At 37.2% G+C, this 19,202-nt stretch carries 21 protein-coding genes and 3 tRNA genes; 4 read left to right on the plus strand and 20 right to left on the minus strand.

What is annotated here, in order from left to right; all coding sequences use genetic code 11:
* Window positions 1-167: 167 nt before the first annotated feature.
* The 8 genes from CRN97_RS07930 to CRN97_RS07965 form a co-directional block, all read right to left on the minus strand.
* Entirely contained in the window at window positions 168-422 is a 255-nt protein-coding gene (locus tag CRN97_RS07930; protein WP_097076504.1) for a PF20097 family protein, read from the minus strand.
* 134 nt (window positions 423-556) lie between these two features.
* Entirely contained in the window at window positions 557-1,045 is a 489-nt protein-coding gene (locus tag CRN97_RS07935) for a DUF6756 family protein (protein ID WP_143483256.1), read from the minus strand.
* A gap of 8 nt (window positions 1,046-1,053) precedes the next feature.
* Window positions 1,054-1,449, minus strand: a complete 396-nt coding sequence (locus CRN97_RS07940) for a hypothetical protein (protein WP_097076506.1) — start codon at window positions 1,447-1,449, stop codon at window positions 1,054-1,056.
* Window positions 1,450-1,473: 24 nt separating this feature from the next.
* Window positions 1,474-2,094: a DUF4304 domain-containing protein gene (locus CRN97_RS07945; RefSeq protein ID WP_097076507.1), complete on the minus strand. Its 621-nt coding sequence runs from the start codon at window positions 2,092-2,094 to the stop codon at window positions 1,474-1,476.
* Between the two features lie 22 nt (window positions 2,095-2,116).
* Window positions 2,117-2,641, minus strand: coding sequence for a GNAT family N-acetyltransferase (locus CRN97_RS07950; protein WP_097076508.1), 525 nt, complete (start codon window positions 2,639-2,641; stop codon window positions 2,117-2,119).
* Window positions 2,642-2,699: 58 nt separating this feature from the next.
* Entirely contained in the window at window positions 2,700-3,404 is a 705-nt protein-coding gene (locus CRN97_RS07955; protein ID WP_097076509.1) for a hypothetical protein, read from the minus strand.
* A 55-nt stretch (window positions 3,405-3,459) separates the two neighbouring features.
* The gene (locus CRN97_RS07960; RefSeq protein WP_097076510.1) at window positions 3,460-3,882 is read right to left on the minus strand and encodes a hypothetical protein; all 423 of its coding nucleotides are present in this window, start codon (window positions 3,880-3,882) and stop codon (window positions 3,460-3,462) included.
* 390 nt (window positions 3,883-4,272) lie between these two features.
* Window positions 4,273-5,067, minus strand: a complete 795-nt coding sequence (locus tag CRN97_RS07965; RefSeq protein WP_097076511.1) for a hypothetical protein — start codon at window positions 5,065-5,067, stop codon at window positions 4,273-4,275.
* A 141-nt stretch (window positions 5,068-5,208) separates the two neighbouring features.
* Here CRN97_RS07965 and CRN97_RS14135 point away from each other — a divergent pair, with 141 nt between their 5' ends.
* Window positions 5,209-5,367, plus strand: coding sequence for a hypothetical protein (locus tag CRN97_RS14135; protein WP_155952510.1), 159 nt, complete (start codon window positions 5,209-5,211; stop codon window positions 5,365-5,367).
* A 39-nt stretch (window positions 5,368-5,406) separates the two neighbouring features.
* Here the strand turns inward: CRN97_RS14135 and CRN97_RS07970 are convergent.
* From CRN97_RS07970 to CRN97_RS07985, 4 genes are all read right to left on the minus strand, one after another.
* Window positions 5,407-5,491: transfer RNA gene (locus CRN97_RS07970), tRNA-Leu, on the minus strand.
* Window positions 5,492-5,622: 131 nt separating this feature from the next.
* Window positions 5,623-6,468, minus strand: coding sequence for a GDSL-type esterase/lipase family protein (locus CRN97_RS07975; RefSeq protein ID WP_097076512.1), 846 nt, complete (start codon window positions 6,466-6,468; stop codon window positions 5,623-5,625).
* Window positions 6,469-6,476: 8 nt separating this feature from the next.
* Window positions 6,477-7,661, minus strand: a complete 1,185-nt coding sequence (locus CRN97_RS07980) for an MBOAT family O-acyltransferase (RefSeq protein ID WP_330400107.1) — start codon at window positions 7,659-7,661, stop codon at window positions 6,477-6,479.
* A 246-nt stretch (window positions 7,662-7,907) separates the two neighbouring features.
* Window positions 7,908-9,719 (minus strand): carboxylesterase/lipase family protein, encoded by a 1,812-nt coding sequence (locus CRN97_RS07985; protein ID WP_097076514.1) that lies wholly within the window; start codon window positions 9,717-9,719, stop codon window positions 7,908-7,910.
* Window positions 9,720-9,851: 132 nt separating this feature from the next.
* Here CRN97_RS07985 and CRN97_RS07990 point away from each other — a divergent pair.
* Window positions 9,852-9,936, plus strand: a tRNA-Leu gene (locus tag CRN97_RS07990).
* Window positions 9,937-10,539: 603 nt separating this feature from the next.
* On the opposite strand, the gene CRN97_RS07995 is transcribed toward CRN97_RS07990, so the two are convergent.
* The 4 genes from CRN97_RS07995 to CRN97_RS08010 all read right to left on the minus strand — a co-directional run bounded on the left by CRN97_RS07995 (window position 10,540) and on the right by CRN97_RS08010 (window position 12,689).
* A tRNA-Leu gene (locus CRN97_RS07995) sits at window positions 10,540-10,623 on the minus strand.
* 70 nt (window positions 10,624-10,693) lie between these two features.
* On the minus strand, window positions 10,694-11,140 hold the full coding sequence (gene dtd, locus CRN97_RS08000) for a D-aminoacyl-tRNA deacylase (RefSeq protein WP_044938101.1): 447 nt from the start codon (window positions 11,138-11,140) through the stop codon (window positions 10,694-10,696).
* A gap of 18 nt (window positions 11,141-11,158) precedes the next feature.
* Window positions 11,159-11,854: a precorrin-2 C(20)-methyltransferase gene (gene cobI, locus CRN97_RS08005; protein ID WP_074791234.1), complete on the minus strand. Its 696-nt coding sequence runs from the start codon at window positions 11,852-11,854 to the stop codon at window positions 11,159-11,161.
* Window positions 11,855-11,876: 22 nt separating this feature from the next.
* The gene (locus tag CRN97_RS08010) at window positions 11,877-12,689 is read right to left on the minus strand and encodes a TrmH family RNA methyltransferase (RefSeq protein WP_074791232.1); all 813 of its coding nucleotides are present in this window, start codon (window positions 12,687-12,689) and stop codon (window positions 11,877-11,879) included.
* Between the two features lie 124 nt (window positions 12,690-12,813).
* On the opposite strand from CRN97_RS08010, the gene nudC reads away from it, so the two are divergent.
* Window positions 12,814-13,659, plus strand: coding sequence for an NAD(+) diphosphatase (gene nudC / locus CRN97_RS08015; RefSeq protein ID WP_097076515.1), 846 nt, complete (start codon window positions 12,814-12,816; stop codon window positions 13,657-13,659).
* On the opposite strand, the gene CRN97_RS08020 is transcribed toward nudC, so the two are convergent.
* Window positions 13,656-14,963, minus strand: a complete 1,308-nt coding sequence (locus CRN97_RS08020; RefSeq protein ID WP_097076516.1) for an ATP-binding protein — start codon at window positions 14,961-14,963, stop codon at window positions 13,656-13,658. The genes nudC and CRN97_RS08020 overlap by 4 nt on opposite strands.
* A gap of 70 nt (window positions 14,964-15,033) precedes the next feature.
* Between CRN97_RS08020 and CRN97_RS08025 the strand changes: the two genes are divergently transcribed.
* Complete coding sequence (locus CRN97_RS08025) at window positions 15,034-15,807, plus strand: histidinol-phosphatase (RefSeq protein ID WP_179670711.1); 774 nt, start codon at window positions 15,034-15,036, stop codon at window positions 15,805-15,807.
* Window positions 15,808-15,846: 39 nt separating this feature from the next.
* On the opposite strand, the gene thiC is transcribed toward CRN97_RS08025, so the two are convergent.
* Genes thiC through CRN97_RS08040 form a run of 3 tightly spaced genes read right to left on the minus strand, consistent with a single transcriptional unit; the run spans window position 15,847 to window position 19,196 of the window.
* On the minus strand, window positions 15,847-17,154 hold the full coding sequence (thiC, locus tag CRN97_RS08030) for a phosphomethylpyrimidine synthase ThiC (protein ID WP_097076518.1): 1,308 nt from the start codon (window positions 17,152-17,154) through the stop codon (window positions 15,847-15,849).
* Between the two features lie 12 nt (window positions 17,155-17,166).
* Window positions 17,167-18,420 carry a 2-iminoacetate synthase ThiH gene (gene thiH / locus CRN97_RS08035; RefSeq protein ID WP_097076519.1) on the minus strand — a complete coding sequence of 418 codons (1,254 nt, stop codon included), beginning with the start codon at window positions 18,418-18,420 and terminating at the stop codon, window positions 17,167-17,169.
* An 8-nt stretch (window positions 18,421-18,428) separates the two neighbouring features.
* Entirely contained in the window at window positions 18,429-19,196 is a 768-nt protein-coding gene (locus CRN97_RS08040; RefSeq protein WP_044938489.1) for a thiazole synthase, read from the minus strand.
* Between the last annotated feature and the right edge of the window lie 6 nt (window positions 19,197-19,202).

A 19,202-nucleotide genomic window follows, 5' to 3' on the forward strand; every position in this document is an offset into this window, starting at 1 on the left:
TTCATTCCGTTGAAACAAGCGCTTCCCTAGCCTAGTAAAAATTCTTACACTTAGATATCGAGACTAATATCTTAATTATTAATGGACATATTTAACAAATATGTAGGATATTTATTCAATATAATGCTATAAATGTCTTGATTTCTAAGTTGTCTTTATTATTAATTCTAATACTCCTTATCAAATATCTTGTAAAATAAACGATCAAAATTTCCGTATTCTTTTTTCTGAAAACTTGCAAACGCAGTCATACACTCATCACAATAGTAACCTTCCGCCTGTAAAGAAAGAGCTACTGGTTCCTCATTAATAATCGATTTATTTTTATAATTCTCAGGATACCAAAAAACTTTATTATCTCGTAGTGGATTTGCCTTGACAATTCCCGGTCTCATTTCTTTACCACAATTAGGACAATTCATAACAATTCTTCCTCCGCTCTTTTATTTTGGAATACTCAGTAAACAGATTTTTAATAACTAAAAATCATCTGAACATTTTACTTCTAACATTACCATCACCAATAAACTAGATTTTTATAGAGGTTTGAAACAATCTAATTATAAAGTACATACCCACGTGCATCACTAGAATAAACATATAAATAATCAAAATCATATGTAAAAATATAGAAGGCTTCTATAAATCCATCTATTTCACGCAGAACATTATTTACTTCTTCTATGTATCCCTCATAAAGCCAGCCATCTTCTAATAACAAGAAGCATTTTGCATCACAGCGCAATGCTAAGCTTCTTCTCATTGTATCGAGCATATCGTACCACCCAATATCTTCTGATATAAAATCTGCCTTACTAAGGCTATGTCTTATATTATTCCATGCACCTTGAACTTTCACAGTAGAAGTAGAATTATAATTTACGAATGCATAATAGAAACGATTGATTATTGCTTGATACTCCGTTTTTGAATATTCTGCAAATCTAGCTCTATCTATGTGGTTTTCCTTTATTATTTCTTCAATTTCGACTCTACTCCAGGTTCGAGTCGGTCTTTTCTTAAGATTTTTTCTCCAGTCTTCCATATGCATCCTCAAAAAGCGGAATTTGTAAACTCCTCCAGATCCTTGCTGAATAAGTCGAAATCAAATTGTCCTTTTCCTTTTATCTTTTTTACAGATTTAAGAATCATATCTATATACATTAATTGTCTTTCAATAACATCAGCTTTTAGGTATTGCTCCAAATTCATTCTGATAAAAATAGTGGCAATGCTATTCGCTGAAATATAGGAAACTTGTTCTTTATATTCTCCATTTTTATATGACTCTTCTGGAGCTAGAATTGGAATGATTCCAATTGTTTTCAAAAGATTACTGTATTCTTTTGGCTTAAAGTATTGATATACATCTTGACAAAAACTATAGATGTCATCATCAATCCCATACTGATCTTTATAGTAAACTGGTGAATTAATATTTAAATCCAAAATGTCTCCTCTATAAACTGTGATTTATCTAATTAATTTCTTTGGTAGCTTAAAAGTATCTATATTGGCTGCAACTAGTTCATTATTCCAAGTATTATTTTCGATTATATTTAGCCAATATGTTTGACTATCAGACAATCGGCCACCATAATTCTCACGCTTTTTCTTTTCAGAAAGCAGCATTTCTTTAATAGCGTCTGCGTTGTCTTTTTCAGCGAACCAAGGTAATAAAAAACTATCTATAGCTTCGATGATATTATTGAAACTCTCTTCAGCAGCTAGTTCATTAGAGTAATCCCACCATATATCTTTACCACAAATAAGATTTCCTAATCTTTCACTTATATCAAAAGAGAAAAACGAGTGCGGTACATATAAAGATGTCAGAGCATAATTTACGGTAAAAGTTTTGGAACCATATCGTTCCTTTTGTATGTCAATATATTCTAGAACCTCTAGTTGATTTCTTCGTAAAAAAGAATTAGATTTAAACTTAACAAATCCTTTTTGTTTTAAGAACTCTGCAAAAGCCTTTATTTGAACTTTGAATGCGGTATCTGCAATATCTTTATCAATTAGGGCGAGTTCTTCATCTGAACGGATAGCGCTAGCCACGTTTCCTTTTAAGGTAAATTCTTTTGTCATAACAATCCATACAAACTCCGATTTATAGTTTTCTTCCCATTTCTATTCTCATATCATGATTTTCCGGATCATGGTTAGAATAAGCATATCGATCAAATCCGATTATCTCAAATCCATGTTTCTTATAAAATGTAATCGCTTTAGAATTGTAGCTTTGAGTCTCCAACACTACCATTCTAGCTCTACTTTTTATTGCCTCATCAATAATTACATCTAAAAGCTTACCGCCAATACCTTTTTCCCTCGCATCTAAGTCGAAAACGCAGATGTTAGTAATGCGATATCGATTATTCCATTTTTCTAAAAAGCCCTCAACAAAACCAATGAGTTTGCCATTTGAATCAAAAGCTCCATATGCCACTGGATTATCCAGCCATTCCGATAACATATCATCTTCTAACTCTTTAACAAGAGGTTCTTTTACCTTTATCCATTTAATGTCAAAGCTGTCGCCTTCAGGCTCTATAGTCAAATACTCATTAGATAGTATCTTGGCTTTGTACTTCTTGCCCTTACAATCATTGTATTCTAGTTGCTTTATTATCATCGATTCACCCCTAAATTTGAAGTTGTGCGATTAACTTCAGATAGAACTGACTATCGCATCATCCCAACAAACTTGAATTATCAACATGTTTTCTTATTATTTCTGTAATCTCCTTGGATAGCATAATTGTCTCTTCCTCAACGTCCTCTTTTACCGGAATAAAGTAATTACTATCTGGAATAACAAAATCAAATGCCTCCAAGAAATCTTCAGATGGAAGCTTGCCAGTAATTGTCTTTGTAAGGACAATTGAAACAAGGTAGTCGCCAACAGCTGAAGCATGTTCTCCGTCTCTAAAGTACAGATCTGATTCAAGGCATGCAAGGTCCTTCATAGTTTCACTCCACACTTCTCCGATTGGAGCAAGCAACACGTCCTGACTTTTTGCAAGATTCTGATATCTGCGGTTCATTTCAACTTGATTCTCTGGTTTTTTCTTCTCTGCCCAAGTTTCGAAGATGACTGGTTTAGTGCGTGCAATTTTACACAATTCTATGATCTTACTGGCGTTTGTTATAGTATCCTGCTCATCTCCCATTGGATGAGCCTGTTCCTGAATTACGCAATAGTCGTAACCGCCATGCAGTATATTAAATCGCTCAGAGAAGTACTCTTCTTCCATATGCCATTTTAGGGATCTCCCAGAATACGCCAACATAGTGACCAGGCAAGGCTGACCAGTGGCACTCTCAATCATCCGTCTTGTGAGCTCCGGCATGTCATTCATATATGTGTGGCTGTTTCCGATAAAAAGTACCTTCATTGTCTCCTCCAGTAAATTATTCTGTAATATTATTTGCATCTATAAATTTGAATTGTTAGACTCGATATATCATATCACCCGTATTCCATATTCTCATAATTCCAAATAATGGATTATTTTCTCCCTGCCATATCCACCCCTGAAATACCGTATCATATCCACTATATCCTTCTGTAACAATTTCGAACTCAGCATTCGGATATTGTGCACTAAACTCTTCAATAGACAATGATTTTCCAGAAAAAGATTTCTCTCCATCGTATCCATAAGGAGTGTTAAACACCATTATGTCACACTCATCTATAGCAACTCTTGTAAATTCAATTATTCCTTGATACCATTTTTCTTCATCTTCAGCATATTGATATATTCGATCTAACTTCAAAGACAAATTGTCTTTGCTTATTTCCATATTTAATATCCTGCAATCATGCAAACTAAGTGCAACATTACTTTTTCTGTCTCTAACATACTCCATGTTCGAACCCCACAAACTGCCGATTTGTTAATTTCACTGCCTTTAATTATACAGAATCCTTAGTCTTCACGAAATGTCAAATCTATATTAGTCCCGCAATTCTCTGTTTCAAACCCCAGGCCAAATCTTCCTTATCTTTATCACCCAACTGATCAAAGAGACGATATAACGAAATATACCTATTAAATAGAATCTGTTCTCCAGACTGCTCTACGTATTCAACCGGAAGAAATCCTCCGGTTTTGAAAAAATCGCCTTAATATTCATGTCCTATTTTTTTAAAAATAAAAGCCCTACTTCCTCTCGCATTTTATTACTGTAAAACTGTTCAAATCAAAACCCGCTTAAAATACGTAACGTAATTTATGGTTAGAGATAAAAGTGTATACCTCATCTGTATAATTGATTTACTCTAAAAAGATTACAATATTCCATCTGCCAATCATAAAACTCATGCTTTTCGTCAATAGGCCATTGTGCTTTTACTTCGTCATTTATCGTTTCATCTGCTTGTATTAATTCAGGATATGTTTCTGCATAAAATAGCGCTCGTTGTTCCCAAACATCACAAATGGAAGAAGGATATTTGAAATCATTACCGTTACCCTTAAAAAGTTTAGAAACATTAGATATACTCTCTTTTTTGAACCCTTCATTGAGCAAACGATTCATCTGTGGATATAAATGGCCAAATCCACAGACAACCAAGACTTTTTTATTATTGTAAGATTCCAGTTTTTCCATTATTTTTTGATGTATATGATCATCCCTATCGTCACTGGTTGTATTTCGCTTATAATTTTCATTATCAACTTTCCAATAATCGACCATTTCTACCGGGATACCATTATCCTGACAATAACAATATGTGATACACATATCAACCGGTCCATCCACAACCCCATAATTTTTATAGCTTTCTTCTCTTGCCTCTATGAAAATTACATCTGGATCTATGTTTTTTATCGCATTAAGCATTTCTTCAAAAGAATAATTTGACAAAGAATCAAAGTGATCAGTATGAAAAGTCCCCATCAAATAGACATCCTGTCCTGCAGTTGTTACTATTTTCTTAACTGTAAAACTTTTAAGATTAATATAACAAACTGTTACCAATGCAAATACAATGCAAAGTACTGTCACAGCGCCCGCAAGCACCTTTTTCCATTTTGAATGTTTTTTCATCCTTTTGCTCCTATTTCTAGCCCTATAAACTGCCGATTTGTTGTATTCTTTATAGAAAAGAATACAATATTATCCTCAAAAAACCAAACATGACTTATAATTATTTATTTTTCTTTTGCAGCTTACGGAAGGCGGGGTGAGGTGGAAAAAGAAAAAGATCCGGTGGATCTTTTTCCCACCGAACCGACCGACGAAGGCACTCGTGCCGAGGAGACCTTGAACCCCGGGTTCAAGGAACTCATCGGCACATTTAGAAAGAGTAACCAGTTGATTGGTTATATATGTATTAGAGAAGAATAAAAAAAGAGCAACCAATCAATTGGTTACTCTTTCTAAACATGCGGAAGGCGGGACTTGAACCCGCACGCTCGCAATGAGCACAAGATCCTTAGTCTTGCTCGTCTGCCAGTTCCGACACTTCCGCGCATCAGTACTTGTTCCTGACGACTTGATTATAATAGCATCGCATCCCTAAATAGTCAACGCTTTTTTGCAAATTAAAGTGTCTAACTTTAACATGCTAAATCTGAAAATTCTGCACATTTATTTTGTGTATTATTCCACACCGTGAGAAAGTAAATATTCATGCCATGGTTCGTAGCACGCTCCCTTTAAATGAACTCCATCAGATGTAGTTTCAGCATCAAGGTTTCCTTCCTCGTCATCTACTGCTTCATTGATATTTAGATAGAAAATGTTTTGCTTATCTTCCAATGTTTTAATAGCATCATTTCTGATATTGATATTGGTGTTGTTGTACAGCTCATCTGTTTCGTTTTTTTCTCCAGAAACATGCATGATACTGTTAATAAATATATAAGCATCTGGCTCAGCTGCCTGTATCTGATTAATTACATCCTGGTAGGCTTCTCTGAAGTCCACTTCATCTCCTCTTCCAAGCTCATTTATGCCAACCATAATATATATTTTTGAAAAATGATTAGTCTCTAAAGCCTCAGCTAAACTGATTTCCTCACCATCCTCAGTTTCTATCCATTTATCATCTCTTATGTTGTATATGGAGAGGGATTTCTTTGCATAGAAGGTAGCTCTGGCATCAATATCCTGGCAATACTGAGAAAGTCCTACCATTCTTGAATCGCCAATAAATAAAGCATCGTCAAAATAACTGTTATCTACAGAGACATATTTCTTTATTTTATTAATCTTTTTATTTGTTTTCTTAGTAACTGTGACTGTCTTCTTTTCTTCTACTTCTATTTTAGACCATGGGAAAATGTTATCTGACGCTGCTTGAAAAACAGCTCCAATAGAAGTAGTTTTATAAGGATTTGTATAGTACTTCGTATATACGGTAGTTCTAAAAACAATCCCAACTACCGTAATAGCAATAGCACTTATAATTGTAAGCAGTAACAATAAAATACTGTTTATTTTCATATCATCACCTAGAATCTTAAATACATAAATGGATTTCCCGCCGAATTAGCCAAACTAAAAATGCTTATCCAAAACATTGCAAAAATAACAAATATCGTAAATACGTTATTCTTATGCTTCTTATAGAAACCTGTTAATGCTGGAATAGTAAAAACAATTGCCATCACCAAATATAACCAGTAATCCTGAAGCATATATAGATAATCATTTTTATTTACTGCAACTGAAATATCTATCACAGGGAAAAGTCTTAACATATATACTCTGAGGGCCTTCATGGAATGAATAGCAAATACAACCCATGTAATAGGAATAATCACCATAACGTTAATACGCCCTACCACCATAAATAGCTTTTCAAATCTGCTCAGAATAAACTTCTCTATTGTAATAATCAAAAATATTGCTCCTGCCCATATCCAGAAATTAAATGTTTGACCATGCCAAAGGCCAGTCAAAGTCCAAACTACAAATAGATTGAAAACAGTTCGTAGCTTTCCCTTACGATTTCCTCCCAGAGGGAAATATACGTAATCTCTGAACCACGAGCCTAGTGTGCTATGCCAATTTCTATAAAACTCAGAGATAGACTTTGAAAAATATGGCTGGTCAAAGTTTCTAATAAAAGGGAATCCTAGCATCACACCTAGGCCTGCCGCCATCAGCGAATATCCCCAAAAATCAAAATATAATTCAAACGAATAGCTGTATGCTCCAAGCCAAGCCAAAGGAGTGGAAATACTTTCATAGCCAATGGTTTTGATATCATTCCAAAGTACTGAAAGATGATCAGCAATCATCACCTTCATAAACAACCCCATGGCAAAATACTTAAGCCCATCTTCCATTTGTAAAAGGATAGCACAAAAATTTTCTTTTTTAGACTTTTCATTCTTTGTCCAGGAAACATTGCTTTCTACGTAGTCGTATCGAGCAATCGGGCCTGAAATAATCTGTGGAAACATAAAGAAATAGTTAGCCATGTTTATTAGCTCAACTTTTTGAATCTTACCTTTATATAAATCAGCCAGGTAAGATATCATTTTGAAAATGTAATAGCTAACTCCAAGAGGAATAACTATATTTAAACCAAATGAAGATGCTCCTTTGAAAAAGCACAGACATGAACAGTTTATAATAACGCCGATTGCAAGTATAACCTTTGATTTTTTCTTGGATAGAAATTTAGCCAAAATATAATTAATCAGTGTAGCCGCTGAAATTACAGCAATATACACCGGCTCATTAATATAGTAAAATCCTATACTTGCAACCAATAAAAGCCATGCACGACAATTGCATGGCAAAATATAATATATAATCAAAAAGATTGGTACCAATCTAAAAATAAAAATCAAATCAAAAAAGGTCATTGTATTCTCCCAAAGTTTCCTTCGTATTTAGTATACAATAACCCTTTTATTATTTCTTCTATAAATTTAATTAAATGTTGCTTGATATTTATCGATTATTTTATATAGTTCGCTGTTAGGATCTTCTATCATCTTAATATCAGTATCAAGCTGTAGTAACTTTGTCTGATTCTCATCTCTCATCTCCCATGTAGGAAGTCCATCGCCATTAGGATTTCCGGTCTTGGCAAAATTCACCCAATACTGTTGCATGGTATCCGACAGAGCGTAATCCTCATCAGAATACAACCCTGGATGTCTCCAAAGATTGCCATAAGCATAAGGCAACTCGCCTGCATGATAATTAGATAAAGAATCATTTGTCTTTGTAAAGTAATACTCATAGGTAGGAACACCCTGCTCTACCAAATAGTTATTCCAAAGATAATGAGAGTAACTAAACCATATTGCAGAATAACTAATGTTTAATGCGCCTTTCGCATCTCCCATAGCATCAACAATAAAATGCTGATCTCGCTGCGGCGAATCTGCCGGAACGACCTTTGCCATATCTCCAGCATAAGAATACAAATCCTCTGCTAGCAACTTTTCGTAGTTTTCCTTGGTTGCCTTAGTAGTTAATAAGAATGCATCCGACTCTTTGGCATTAAAGCCATTCAATAATGCCTTTTCATGGTTTAGCCCCTTTTCATATGTAAGGTAAGGCTGCTCTGTAATAGCATAACCATCAACAGTCATAGCGGATTGATTCGATGCTGTTTTCACCAATTCCTCTGCTGGAATGTCCCTAAGCTCATCTGAAGAAATTACTCCAAATTCTTTTCGAACTGTATCTCCTTCTTTTACTGCCTCACTATAATCTCTGAATGTATGGAATGGCTTTCTTGCAAGAATACCGCTAGACTCTGCAATAGCATAATTAAACAATCCATCTGTCAAAGGTGATACGCACATTGCATTTACGCTAGATGAGCCTGCTGATTCTCCAGCAATTGTGATTTGATTTGGATCTCCACCAAAGGCTTCGATATTATCATAAACCCACTGAAGTGCAGCTATCTGATCCAACAATCCATAATTACCTGTAGTCCCGTTTACAGATTCATCTTTCAAATCATCAGCTGCATAGTATCCGAAAACATTTAATCTATAGGCAAAGTTTACAACTATAACACCTCTCTTCGCCAAGTCTTCGCCTCTATATTCTGTATAAGAAGACTGTCCTGTAGAGAGGCTTCCTCCGTGAACATAAAAGATGACAGGCAGTGGCTCATCTGATGCCTCCTCTGGTGCAAAGACATTAAGATACAAGCAATCTTCACTCATGGCCTCAAGATACTCATCTCCAAAAGTCACTCTATAATCATGCCATCCAAGGATATGAGACAAGCTGTCATAAAAAGGATTGGTACGGGCTTGCATGGCCATTGGGCCAAACTCATCGCACTCTCTTACTCCATCCCAGCTTTCTGCCGGCTGTGGTTCCTTGAAACGAAGCTCACCCACAGGTGCTTTCGCATAAGGAATACCAGCGTATACCTTTACGGAGTGGTCCTCATTATATACACCAGTTAAATCACCCTGCTCAACAGATACAACATCTGTTACGTCAGGATTTTTATTTGCTACAGCGGGAACATTTTTGTAAGGTGGTGCAGTTAGCACATAATTACATGCCAATATGGCCACAAATATAATCCACATAATGATTGTTGACTTAACATTATATGAATCTCTTTTTATAAGCATTGTCCTTGCTACTAACATTGCAATAGCTGCAAGTATGCCAATCGCCCAACCTAATATTATATTTTTAGACAGTTCCAAAACTGCAATATAAAGAACTGTCAGTATGATTACAATAATCGAAAATACCATTGTTGCCTCTCCTTAATTTTACCCAATTCAATTTATTCCAATTCATTATACTAGCTCTAAAAAAATCTTACAAGAAAAATGTGATTTTTTTGTTGACATGTTGGCCAGACTCTGATAGTATATCTCTTGTTCGCGGAAGTGTCGGAACTGGCAGACGAGCAAGACTAAGGATCTTGTGCTCATTGCGAGCGTGCGGGTTCAAGTCCCGCCTTCCGCATATTAATTAAGAACTAGGATGCATTCCTAGTTCTTTTTTTATAGAAAAATGTATAATGCATCCTTGTTCTTAATTAACAGGCCGATGAGATCCTTGAATCCGGGATTCAAGGTCTCCTCGCCCTGAATGGCTTCGTCGGTCGGTTCCGTGGGAAAAAGGTCCACTGGACCTTTTTCTTTTCCACTCCACCCCGCCTTCCGGGTTTTAACTTAGATTTCAAGATGTAATTTTTTTACAAATTCATAATCTTTTAATGTTTATTTCTGACAAATATATTATTAATTTGTATATTGTCTTGCAATTCATCCATCAGGATGTATAATAGAATTATCAAATAACAGAGAGAAAAAAGCAGAAAGGGAGGTATAGTCCACCAGAGAATTAATTTAGTAACTACAAAATCTAGTGATTGGAGGTATGGTCCACCAGAGAATTAATTTTTTAACCACGCGACATTTTTTACTTTTAAAATATATTAGATAGAGAGGTATAGTCCATTGGGATCGATGTTAAGGGGCGGCACCAGTTAGGAATCGGTTGATTTCGAATTGGTGTCGCTCGTTTTTTGTATTAAAAAAGCCTCAGTAAAAACTGAGGCTAAGCTGCAGGAAATGGGACTTGAACCCACACGATATTGCTACCACAGGCACCTGAAGCCTGCGCGTCTGCCAATTCCGCCATTCCTGCGAACATTTAGTATTCTATAGAATTTCAGATAGCAAGTCAAGGCCTTCTAGGCCTATAAATTACTAAAAATTTAGCAGATTTCTGCTGAATCTAAAATGATTGTAAATGGTCCATCATTTTGCAAAGACACCTTCATATCCGCGCCGAATTCTCCCGTCTCAACATGGAACTGTTCCTTGCATTTTTCAATAATATATTCATACATTTCGTTTGCCATATCTGGTGCGCCAGCATCTGTAAATGATGGGCGATACCCCTTCTTACAATTAGCATAGAGGGTAAACTGAGAAATTAAAAGAAGCTCTCCTCCTACATCTGAAAGAGAAAGATTAATCTTGTCATTTTCATCATCAAATATACGAAGCCCCAAAAGCTTCTTTACCATTTTGTCTGCAATTTCTTTTGTATCAGAATCTGCTACACCAATAAGAACTAAAAAGCCCTTTCCGATTTGTCCTATTACATTTCCATCTACTTTTACAGATGCTTCATTAACTCTTTGAACTACAAATTTCATCTTATTCTCCTACCCACCTTACTTTTCTTTTACTATAATTGTCATCATATATCTAGAATCATCTGGAATAGTCATGGCGCTGGTAAAGATTTGCTCTGTTTCCATACCACAATCTATTACCGCATATACGTTAACACTTCCGGCATTTTCCATCTCTACAAGTCTTTCCTTTATGGCTGCCACATTCTTTCCACTTTTCATTATTATTTTTGTGCCAGACATTTTCAGCTCATCCTCAAGATTGCCTTGGCCCGATAGGATATGCACATTTTCATCTGCCTCGCTTATAAGTATCCCTGCTGCAGCTGCTGTACCACAAAAAGAAGTGATGCCATTAACTATTTCTACTTCTATTCCATCCTTTTTAGCAAGCTTCATAATATAGCCAAAGGTTGAGTATATTGTAGGGTCACCTATGGTCAAAAAAGCCAGGCTATACCCCTCAAATAAAAGCTCCTTATACTTTCTATAAAAGCTTTCGTGCATTTCCTTAAGCTTAGCCTCATCCTTTGTCATTTCAAAATCAAGGCTAATAACTTTTTTATACGCCAGCTCTGGAACCACTGGAAGAGCGATTTGATATGCTCTGCATTTATCCTTTTCTGCCCTTGGCAAACAGATGACATCTGCATCCTTGATTGCCTTTACGGCCTTTATTGTAAGCAGTTCTGGATCACCAGGACCAACTCCTATTCCATATAAAACTCCAGCCATATCTCAAGTCTCCTGTAATCTATTAATCTCTTTTACATAACTCCCAAAATGTAACCGCACTAGCTGCTGCAACATTAAGTGAATCCACGCCATGATACATAGGAATAATTGTAACGAAATCTGATGCATCAATCGTTTCCTGCTTGATTCCGGTACTCTCCGTACCAAATACGATTGCAAGCTTCTCCTGCTCCTTCAGCACTGGCTCTGCAAGTGATATTGCATTATCCTTTAATGCCATCGATACGACTGAATAGCCCTCACCTTTAAGAGCTGATACATAATCGGAGCCCTTGTCAAAATATGTCCATGGTACCTGAAACACTGTTCCCATAGCAACGCGGGCCGCTCTTCTGTAAAATGGGTCTGCGCTGTCATGTGTCAGTATGATTCCATCAACCCCTAATGCGGCAGCTGATCTGAAAATAGCACCAACGTTTGTAGGATTCATAACATCCTCAAGGATTGCCACTCGCTTTGATGACTGAAGAATTTCGAAAACACTAGGCAAATCAGGCCTTTTGCAGGCTGCAAGGACGCCACGTGTAAGGTTAAATCCAGTGATTTTGTTGATGGCATTCAGCTCTGCCACAAACACATCCACATCCTCATCAAGGTCTGCTAAAAGCTCCTGCACAACCTGTGACTCATATGCCTTTTCCTCAACTAAAAAAGCAATAGGCTCCGCGCCTCTAGCCAGCGCCCTCTTTATTACCTCTGGAGTTTCTGCTATAAATACGCCTCCATTAGGCTCATAATAATGATATAGCTGAGCTTCATTGTACTTCGTAAATATATCTACTCTGCTATCATCTATACTTTCAATTTTTATCATATTTTTCACCGTTTATTCCAAATTTATAATATTCTACCATAACCACAGTGATACTAAAATAACATTGACATTTTCAAGTTTAAGCACATAATAAATTGTACAAAATCAATTTTCGGAGGTACATATGATTCAAGATATATTCCCAAGCAAACTTAACAATAGCTATAGACCTGACGCTATTCCTAAGTCAGATGATTTAATTATTCTTCATAGCGACGGAAAAATCCTGTTGAAAGTGGATGAGGATAGCAAAACTATTTCTTTCCCGCGTCTGAAAGACTTTTCAATAGATTTAAAGCCTTTATACTTCTTTGAAATTGATGGAGAAAATTTCTTTTACAATACAGATACAAACACTAATACTGCTCTTCCTGACGGTTTTCAGTTCTATACAATGAGACAAATCAGAAATGAGTATCTCTATCCAAAGCACTATGTTTTTGCTGCATACACTGCTATCCATTTGATTGACTGGTATGAAGCAAACAGATTCTGTGGAAAATGCGGTACAAAGAATGAGCATTCAAAATCCGAGCGCGCTTTAGTCTGCCCTAACTGCGGCCGCACACGATATCCTAGAATCAATCCTGCTGTAATAGTTGGTGTAAAAAATGGCGATAAGCTTTTGCTTACAAAGTATAAAACCGGATTTGCTCACAATGCCCTAGTTGCCGGCTTTACAGAAATCGGCGAAACTATGGAAGAAACTGTTGAACGTGAAGTAATGGAAGAAACAGGACTAAAAGTTAAAAATATCCGCTACTACAAATCTCAGCCTTGGGGAATTGCCAGCGATATTCTGCTTGGATATTACTGCGATGTGGATGGTGACGATACCATCACAATGGATGAATCAGAATTGAAATATGCTCAGTGGGTGAGCCGAGAGGACATTGAGTTACAGCCCCTCGACTACAGCCTCACAAATGAGATGATGAAAATGTTCAAAGAAAACAAGCTGGCAGATTAATTCTGCTGGCCTAATATGTGATATATAAACTGCTGGGCTGTTCTTCCTGAAAGACCACCCTGCTCCATTTCCCATACCTTTGCTTTCGCAATAAGCTCCTCCTGAGGCATGGTGATGCCTGCTCTTGAAGCCAATCCAAGAACAATATCTATATATTCTCTCTGCATTGGCTTTGAGTAGCTGATGGTTACGCCAAAGCGATGAACAAGTGAAAGCTTTTCCTCAACTGTATCTGAATGATGTCTGTCGTCCGTGTTGGTCTGATCATTTCTATCATTCCATGTTTCCTTTATTAAATGTCTACGGTTTGAAGTAGCATAAATCAAAATGTTATCTGGCTTTGTCTCAACGCCACCTTCAATAACAGCCTTTAAGAACTTGTACTCTATTTCATGCTCTTCAAATGACAAATCATCCATATAGATAATGTATTTGTAATTACGATTCTTAATGCTGGCTATAATCTTTGATAGATATCTAAACTGATGCTTATATATCTCAATCATACGAAGGCCATCATCATAGTACTGATTAACAATAGCCTTAATGCTTGTGGATTTTCCTGTACCACTATCACCAAACAAAAGCACATTATTCGCCTTTTTGCCTGCAACAAAGCTTTCTGTATTATCAATAAGCTGCTGCTTTTGATACTCGTATCCAATCAAATCATCAAGCACAACCTCATCCATATTGTTGATAGGAACAAACTTGATGTCGTTTAAGCCTATCTCCTCTATTCTGAAGGCCTTATTCAGGCCGAACATGCCTACACCGTAGGCTTTATAGAAATTCGTAATTACGTTAAAGAATTCCTTTTCATCCCCCGCTGCCTCTAGCTCCTTTGATAGCTTTCTAACCTTTTCGCTCACATTACGATTATACATCTGCTCATTTTTTCTAACAGAATTGTAGTTCGTAAATACGGAGAATGACTCAATGCCCAGCTCTTTTTCCAAAGATGAAAAATCGTAATCAAAAAGCTCTTTTAATATTCTAAAATCATTTTCTACCAAATGGTTAACAGAACCAGGTTTAACATCGGTCTTTTCTGTAACTAAAGAAAATGGATTTTCATTCATGATAATGTAGAAGGTTAAATAATTATGCCAAAGATTATCGTCAAACCCATAATCTGTTGCAAGCATAAGAAGTCTCTTTGAAATTGCGTTAATCTGGCGGGTAGCTTCCCTCTTGTTATAATCACCAGACTCCACCATATCGATAGCTTTTCCAAGTTGATAAAGAATTGTATCCTCTGTTAAATCCCCAAACATGAGTAATCGTGATATCTTGTCGTACATAATTTTATCCTCCTTAATTATCATATTTTATTATTTTGTGTTATTATGTTCAATTGTCGGAGGAACTTTTATGTTAGCAAATTATCATTCACATACACCAAGATGTAATCATGCCACTGGCAGTGAAAGAGAATATATTGAATCTGCCATCGCAAATGGCTTCAAAATTCTTGGCTTTTCAGATCACACACCACAGCCATATCCATCCAGTTATAAGTCACACATCAGAATGGGTATGGAGGAATTAGAAAACTATGTTGATACACTTGTAAAGCTTAGAGAAGAATACAAGGACGATATCACTATTTACATAGGATTCGAGGTAGAATACTTTAGAAAATACTTTGATGCTCTGATTAAAGAGCTCAGAAACTATCCCGTTGATTATATTATTCAGGGGCAGCATTTCATTCCTGACGAGATTGATGGATTCTATGCTGGAGCTCCTACCACTGATGATCAACACTTGATTGATTACGTAGATACTGCAATCGAGGGAATGCAAACAGGTATGTTTACATATTTGGCACATCCTGACTTGATTTACTACAATGGCGATGATAACACCTACAAAAAGCACATGGAACGCCTTGTTGCTGCATCCATTGATTTAAATATACCACTTGAAGTAAATCTTCTTGGCTTCACAGGAAAACGCAACTATCCTTGTGACAAGTTCTTTAACTTAGCCACAGAGATGGGGGCCAATTTTGTAATTGGCTGTGACGCTCACGATCCACAGTCAGTTTGTCAGCCAGAGCTTAACCCTGAGTTCATGGCGTTCTTGAATAAGCACAACATTACAATCGGGGACAATATTTGTACTCTTCGTTCTATTAAATAACAAAAACCATCAGGCCATTTGACCTGATGGTTCTTTTTATTAACCAAGAATATCTATGTACTCTCCTGCCAAAGCTTTATTCATGCTTCTAACGGCACAGAATTTACCGCACATAGAACATGTGTCATCAAATTCTGGTGAACGGTCAGCACGGATAGCCTGGGCAGTCTCTGGGTCAATTGAACATTCCCATTGCTTGTCCCAATCAAAGCACTGTCTGGCATCTGCCATGGCATTATCTCTATCCATTGCATGTGGTACATGCTTAGCAATATCTGCTGCATGTGCTGCAATCTTTGATGCAATGATTCCCTGTTTAACATCCTCAAGATTAGGCAAAGCCAAGTGTTCCGCAGGTGTAACATAACAAAGAAATGCTGCACCGTTTTGAGCCGCTATCGCCCCTCCGATTGCTGATGTGATATGGTCATATCCTGGAGCAATATCAGTAACAAGAGGTCCAAGTACGTAGAATGGGGCGCCCATACAAACCTTCTGCTGAATCTTCATATTCGCAGCAATTTCGTCCATTGGCATATGGCCTGGACCTTCCACCATAACCTGCACATCCTTGGCCCATGCACGCTTTGTTAGCTCTCCTAAGCGTACCAATTCTTCTATCTGACACACATCACTGGCATCAGCAAGACAGCCAGGTCTGCATGCATCACCAAGGGATATTGTCACATCATACTGGCGACAGATATCCAAAATCTCATCATAGTATTCATAAAATGGGTTCTCCTCCCCTGTCATAGACATCCAGGCAAATACAAGCGAACCACCTCTTGATACAATGTTCATCTTTCTTTTATGAAGCTTTATCTGATCGATTGTCTTACGTGTAATTCCGCAGTGAAGTGTAACAAAGTCTACTCCATTTTCAGCGTGAAGGCGAACAACATCTATAAAGTCCTTTGCTGTCAATGTAGCCAAATCTCTCTGATAATGGATTACGCTGTCGTAAATAGGCACTGTGCCTATCATTGCTGGACATTCATCTACCAGCTTCTTTCTAAATGGCTCTGTGTTTCCATGGCTGGATAAATCCATAATGGCCTCGGCCCCCATATCCACTGCAGCCATAACCTTTTGCATTTCGATATCGTAATCCTTACAGTCACGGGATACACCAAGATTGACATTTATTTTTGTACGAAGCATACTGCCTACACCTTCTGGATTAAGACACTTATGGTTTACATTTGCTGGAATAGCAACCTGTCCCTTGGCAACAAGCTCCATGATTTCCTCAGGTGTGCGATATTCCTTCAGCGCCACCTGCTTCATTTCTAGAGTAATAATCCCCTGTCTTGCTGCGTCCATCTGTGTTGTGTATTTTCTCATTATTCTTCTCCTTTAAACATATATGTAATCGTTGAAAACTGGTTGTAAACCTTCATCAGAAATGTCTACATACATTGTGCCTAAGCTTCTGCCATCAGATATTTCAAACTGCTCATCACCTGAAGGGTCCTGTGACTCCTCACCTGTATATTTCTCCTCATGGTCGCCAATACCTGTAGACACTCCTGCAGAAACCTTTGTCGCAGCTATCTTTACAATTCCATTTCTAAAAGCTGCAGTCTCTCTAGAAGAAACTGTAATGCCACAGAAAGGTAAAAATATACGATAAGCACAAATAATCTGGCACAACTGCTTTTCCCCTACATCAAGTGGATTGATTGTGTCATTATTGATAATTGGTCGAAGTCTAGGACATGATAATGACATCTCTGCATAAGGGTATTTGCGCTGTAAATAGTAGACATGCAAGGCTGATGCCAGGGCATCCTTTCTGAAATCTGAAAGCCCCAAAAGTGCAGAAAAAGCAACTCCACGCATTCCACCCATAAGTGCCCTTTCCTGAGCATCAAATCTGTATGGCCAGATTCTCTTGTTGCCCATCAAATGCAGTGTCTCATACTTATCAGAATCGTATGTTTCCTGAAAAACAGTAACATAATCAGCTCCACACTCATGCAAATATTTGTAATCCTTTACGTTTACCGGATATATTTCGATTCCAACCATTTTGAAATATTTTCTGGCAATCTTACATGCCTCGCCTATATATTCAACGTCTGATTTTGCAGGACTTTCTCCGGTAAGAATCAGTATTTCCTCCATTCCACTATCTGCAATAACCTGCATTTCATGCTCTATTTGCTCATATGAAAGCTTTAATCTTTTGATTTTGTTGTAACAGTTAAATCCGCAGTATACGCAGTAATTCTCGCAGTAGTTGGCTATATAGATTGGTGTGAAAAGATATACCGTATTTCCGAAGTGCTTACTTGTTTCCTGCTGTGCCTTCTTTGCCATCTGTTCCAAAAAAGGTTCCGCAGCTGGAGAAAGAAGTGCCTTAAAATCCTCTATTGTGCATTTATCGTTGGCTAGTGCTCTTCTGACATCTGCAGCTGTATATTTGTTGTAATCGTAGGAATCAAAATGTTCCATTACGTTTTTACGTACATCCGACTCAATAATATCCATACCTGGCAAGTATTCCATGTGATTGATTCTAGATGAAGGGTCAGTCTCAATCTGATGCTTGCGCTCTAGCCCTGTTGCAGATAATTCCTTTGAGTCAAATAAAAATGTGTTTTCCATGATGCCTCCTAATGTAAGAAACCTGTAAGTGGATCTGATGCTGCTGCGCCACGAGTAAGCACTCTTCCAAGGCCTGCCAAGTATGCTTTTCTTCCTGCTTCAATAGCATCCTTGAATGCTGAAGCCATAAGTGTCAAATCTCCTGCTGTTGCAAGCGCAGTATTTGCCATTATTGCCGCAGCCCCCATTTCCATTGCTTCACATGCCTGTGATGGCTTTCCAATTCCAGCATCTACTATAATAGGCAAATCTATTTCATCAATAAGAATCTGTATAAACTCTTTTGTAGCCAAGCCCTTATTTGAACCTATAGGTGATGCAAGTGGCATGATGGATGCAGCTCCAACATTTTGCAATTCTCTTGCAACATTCAAATCTGGATACATATAAGGCATAACTACAAAGCCTTCTTTTGCAAGGATTTCTGTTGCTTTTATTGTTTCGTAATTATCAGGAAGTAAATACTTTGTATCCCTCATAATCTCGATTTTTACGAAATCACCACAACCAAGCTCCCTTGCAAGCCTAGCTATTCTCACTGCTTCCTTTGCATCTCTTGCGCCACTCGTATTTGGAAGTAAAGTTACATTCTTTGGAATATAATCCAAAATATTTTCTTCATCCTTGGTATTCGTTCTTCGAACCGCAAGAGTGATTATTTCTGCTCCAGCATCTTTGGTTGCTGCCTCAATAAGCTTCATTGAATATTTTCCTGATCCCAAAATAAAACGAGAATCAAATTCTTTTCCACCGATTACCAGTTTGTCATTTTCCATTCCATT

This window comes from Pseudobutyrivibrio ruminis DSM 9787 (assembly GCF_900218035.1).
GTDB classification, from domain to species: Bacteria; Bacillota; Clostridia; order Lachnospirales; family Lachnospiraceae; genus Pseudobutyrivibrio; species Pseudobutyrivibrio ruminis.

Coding starts and splice junctions, on each gene's coding strand:
- CRN97_RS07930 (WP_097076504.1), bottom strand. CDS start 422: ATGAATTGTCCTAATTGTGGTAAAGAAATGAGACCGGGAATTGTCAAG.
- CRN97_RS07935 (WP_143483256.1), bottom strand. CDS start 1,045: ATGGAAGACTGGAGAAAAAATCTTAAGAAAAGACCGACTCGAACCTGG.
- CRN97_RS07945 (WP_097076507.1), bottom strand. CDS start 2,094: ATGACAAAAGAATTTACCTTAAAAGGAAACGTGGCTAGCGCTATCCGT.
- CRN97_RS07950 (WP_097076508.1), bottom strand. CDS start 2,641: ATGATAATAAAGCAACTAGAATACAATGATTGTAAGGGCAAGAAGTAC.
- CRN97_RS07955 (WP_097076509.1), bottom strand. CDS start 3,404: ATGAAGGTACTTTTTATCGGAAACAGCCACACATATATGAATGACATG.
- CRN97_RS07960 (WP_097076510.1), bottom strand. CDS start 3,882: ATGGAGTATGTTAGAGACAGAAAAAGTAATGTTGCACTTAGTTTGCAT.
- CRN97_RS07965 (WP_097076511.1), bottom strand. CDS start 5,067: ATGAAAAAACATTCAAAATGGAAAAAGGTGCTTGCGGGCGCTGTGACA.
- CRN97_RS07975 (WP_097076512.1), bottom strand. CDS start 6,468: ATGAAAATAAACAGTATTTTATTGTTACTGCTTACAATTATAAGTGCT.
- CRN97_RS07985 (WP_097076514.1), bottom strand. CDS start 9,719: ATGGTATTTTCGATTATTGTAATCATACTGACAGTTCTTTATATTGCA.
- dtd (WP_044938101.1), bottom strand. CDS start 11,140: ATGAAATTTGTAGTTCAAAGAGTTAATGAAGCATCTGTAAAAGTAGAT.
- cobI (WP_074791234.1), bottom strand. CDS start 11,854: ATGGCTGGAGTTTTATATGGAATAGGAGTTGGTCCTGGTGATCCAGAA.
- CRN97_RS08010 (WP_074791232.1), bottom strand. CDS start 12,689: ATGATAAAAATTGAAAGTATAGATGATAGCAGAGTAGATATATTTACG.
- nudC (WP_097076515.1), top strand. CDS start 12,814: ATGATTCAAGATATATTCCCAAGCAAACTTAACAATAGCTATAGACCT.
- CRN97_RS08020 (WP_097076516.1), bottom strand. CDS start 14,963: ATGTACGACAAGATATCACGATTACTCATGTTTGGGGATTTAACAGAG.
- CRN97_RS08025 (WP_179670711.1), top strand. CDS start 15,034: ATGTTAGCAAATTATCATTCACATACACCAAGATGTAATCATGCCACT.
- thiC (WP_097076518.1), bottom strand. CDS start 17,154: ATGAGAAAATACACAACACAGATGGACGCAGCAAGACAGGGGATTATT.
- thiH (WP_097076519.1), bottom strand. CDS start 18,420: ATGGAAAACACATTTTTATTTGACTCAAAGGAATTATCTGCAACAGGG.
- CRN97_RS08040 (WP_044938489.1), bottom strand. CDS start 19,196: ATGGAAAATGACAAACTGGTAATCGGTGGAAAAGAATTTGATTCTCGT.